At 67.4% G+C, this 2,918-nt stretch carries 2 protein-coding genes; both read right to left on the reverse strand.

From position 1 onward, the window contains the following. The coding region (locus tag CQ017_RS17750; RefSeq protein ID WP_105554813.1) for a GMC family oxidoreductase at positions 1-1,564 on the reverse strand (1,564 nt) is incomplete at its 3' end. Between the two features lie 21 nt (positions 1,565-1,585). Continuing rightward, positions 1,586-2,918: aldehyde dehydrogenase family protein (locus CQ017_RS17755; RefSeq protein ID WP_105554814.1), on the reverse strand; the 1,333-nt coding region annotated here is incomplete at its 5' end.

Consider the following 2,918-nt stretch of genomic DNA (forward strand, 5'->3'; position numbering starts at 1 on the left):
TGCCGCGGATCAGTTCGGCGCAGCGCTCACCGATCATCATCACCGTGAGATTCGGATTCACCGTCACCAACTCCGGCATCACCGACGCATCGGCCACCCGCAACCCGGTCACCCCCTTAACCCGCAGCTGAGGATCCAACGGCGACATCGCATCCTCCACAGCCCCCATCCGCACGCTGCCGGCCGGATGATACACGGTGTTATGCGTGCGCTTGAGGTAATCGAAGATCTCCGCATCGGACTGCACCTGTTGGCCGGGGAACTGCTCCACCCCGGCCCAATCAGCCATCGCCGGCTGCCCGATGATCTCCCGGGCCTTGCGGATCCCGGCGATCATCACCCGCGCATCATGGCCCTGGACGTCGGTGAAATAACGCGGATCGACCTTCGGCTTGTCACGGAAGTCGCAGCTGCGCAACCGCACCGTGCCCCGGGACTTCGCATGCGTGACATTCGGAGTCAGGCAGAAGGTGTTCTCCCCGGTCGGATACCCCTGGCGCAGCGTATGCATATCAAAAGGCACCGAACCATAGTGGAACATCAGATCCGGACGATCCAGCCCCTCGCGGGTGGGGGTGAAGATCCCGATCTCCCACCACTGAGTCGATTCGCTGACCATGGGCTGCTTCGCCTCCCACTGGATCACCCCTTCGGGATGGTCCTGCAAATGCTCGCCCACCCCCGGCGCATCCACCAGCACCTCGACACCCACCGACTCCAGATGCCCGGCCGGCCCGATCCCCGAAAGCATCAGCAGCTTCGGCGAATCGATCGCCCCGGCCGAGAGGATCACCTCGCGGGCCGCGTGCAGCGTGGTGGTGCGCCCGAACGCCCCGTCGACCACGTCCACCCCGGTGCAGCGCTTGCCCGCATCGAAGTTCAGCTTCCGCGCCTGCAGCCCGGTGAGCAGCGTGAAGTTCTCCCGCTCCATGATCGGATGGATATAGGAGACCGAGGAGGAGGACCGGGTGCCATCGGCACGCCGGTTGATCTGGAAGAAGTTCGCCCCGTTGAGCACCGTCTCATCGTTGTTGAACTTCGCCCGCGGAATCCCGGCCTGCGCGCAGGCCTCCAGCAGCGCCACCCCGCACGGATCGGTGCCCGGCACATTCATCAGGTGCACCGGCCCCGAATCCCCGTGGTGCGGGGCCTCGGGCCCGGCGTCCTCATTGCGCTCCAGCTGCTGATACAGCCGGTAGGCCATCGCCGAATTCCAGCCGGTGGCCCCGAACTTCGATTCCCATTCGTCCAGGTCCTCGCGCGGCGCCCAGAACGCGATGCAGGAATTATGGCTGGAGCACCCGCCCATCACCTTGGCCCGGGAATGGCGCATGAAGGAGTTCCCGTTCTCCTGCGCCTCGATCGGGTAGTCCCAGTCCAGCCCGGATTCGAGCAGTTCCATCCAGCGGTTCAGCTGCAAGACCTCCTCAAGACCCCGGTCATCGGGGCCGGCCTCCACCAGCGCGATGCGTACCGCCGGGTCTTCGCTCAGCCGTGCGGCGGCCGCGGCGCCGGCCGAACCGCCGCCGATGACGATGTAGTCAAATTCGTTAGTGTTGCTCATAATCCTCAGTTTCCCTCTTCGCTACTTCTGGGCGAACCAGCCGGTGACCTGCGGGTCCAGATTCTGGTAGATGTGCTTGGCTTCCTGGTACTCGCCCAGCCCGGTCGGCCCCAGCTCGCGGCCGACCCCGGACTGGCCGAAGCCGCCCCACTCGGCCTGCGGCAGGTAGGGGTGGAAGTCGTTGATCCAGATCGTCCCGTGGCGCAACCGGGCCGCGATCCGCTGGGTCTTGGACGCGTCCTGGCTCCACACCGCCCCGGCCAGCCCGTAGTCGGTGTCGTTGGCGGTAGCCACCGCCTCATCCTCGGTGGCGAAGGTCTCCACGGTGACCACCGGGCCGAAGGCCTCCTCGATGACCACCGACATGCCGCGGGCCACCTGGTCAAAGACGGTGGGCAGGTAGAAATGCCCCGCCCCCAGCCCGGGGCCGTCCGCCTCGGTGGCCGCCCGGCCCCCGCAGCGCAGCCGGGCGCCTTCGGCGAGCCCGGACTGCACATACGCCTCGACCTTTCCCAGATGCTCCGCGGAGATCAGCGCCCCGGTTTCGGCGTGCTCATCGAACGGGCCGCCGAGGGTGATCTGCTCCGCACGGCGCACCAGTTCGTCGACGAACCGCTCCGCGATGGATTCCTCCACGATGATCCGCGCCCCGGCCGAGCAGACCTGCCCCGAATGCACGAACGCGCCATTCAGCGCGTTGTCCACCGCGGCGTCGAAGTCCGCGTCGGCGAAGATCACGTTCGGGTTCTTCCCGCCCAGCTCCAGGGCGACCTTCTTCACCGTTCCGGCCGCCGCGGCCGCGACCTTGCGCCCGGTGGCCAGGCCGCCGGTGAAGGAGACCAGGTCCACGTCGCGGTGCTCGGAGAGCACCGCGCCGACCTGCGCGCCGGTGCCGGTGACCAGGTTCGCCACCCCGGCCGGCAGGCCCAGCTCATGGAGCACCTCCATCATCAGGATCGCGGTGGACGGGCTCAGCTCGGCCGGTTTGAGCACGAAGGAGCAGCCGGCGGCCAGCGCCGGGGCGATCTTCCACGCGGCTTGGAGCAGCGGGTAGTTCCACGGGGTGATCATCGCCGCGACGCCGACCGGTTCGTAGACGATGCGGCTGAGCACCTGCGGGTCCCCGGCGTCGACGATCCGCCCGGCATCGGTTCCGGAGAGCTTGCCGAAGTAGCGGAAGCAGTTGATGATGTCGTCCATGTCCAGTTCGGATTCGACCAGGCGCTTGCCGGTGTCCAGGGTTTCGGCCAGCGCGAATTCGTCCTTGCGTTCGGCCAGCCGGTCCGCGACGCGCAGCAGGAAGTCTCCGCGTTCGGGGGCGGGGAGCTGGGACCAGGTCCCGGTGTCGAAGGCG

Origin of the sequence: Arthrobacter sp. MYb224 (assembly GCF_002975455.1) — a bacterium.
GTDB lineage: Bacteria > Actinomycetota > Actinomycetes > Actinomycetales > Micrococcaceae > Glutamicibacter.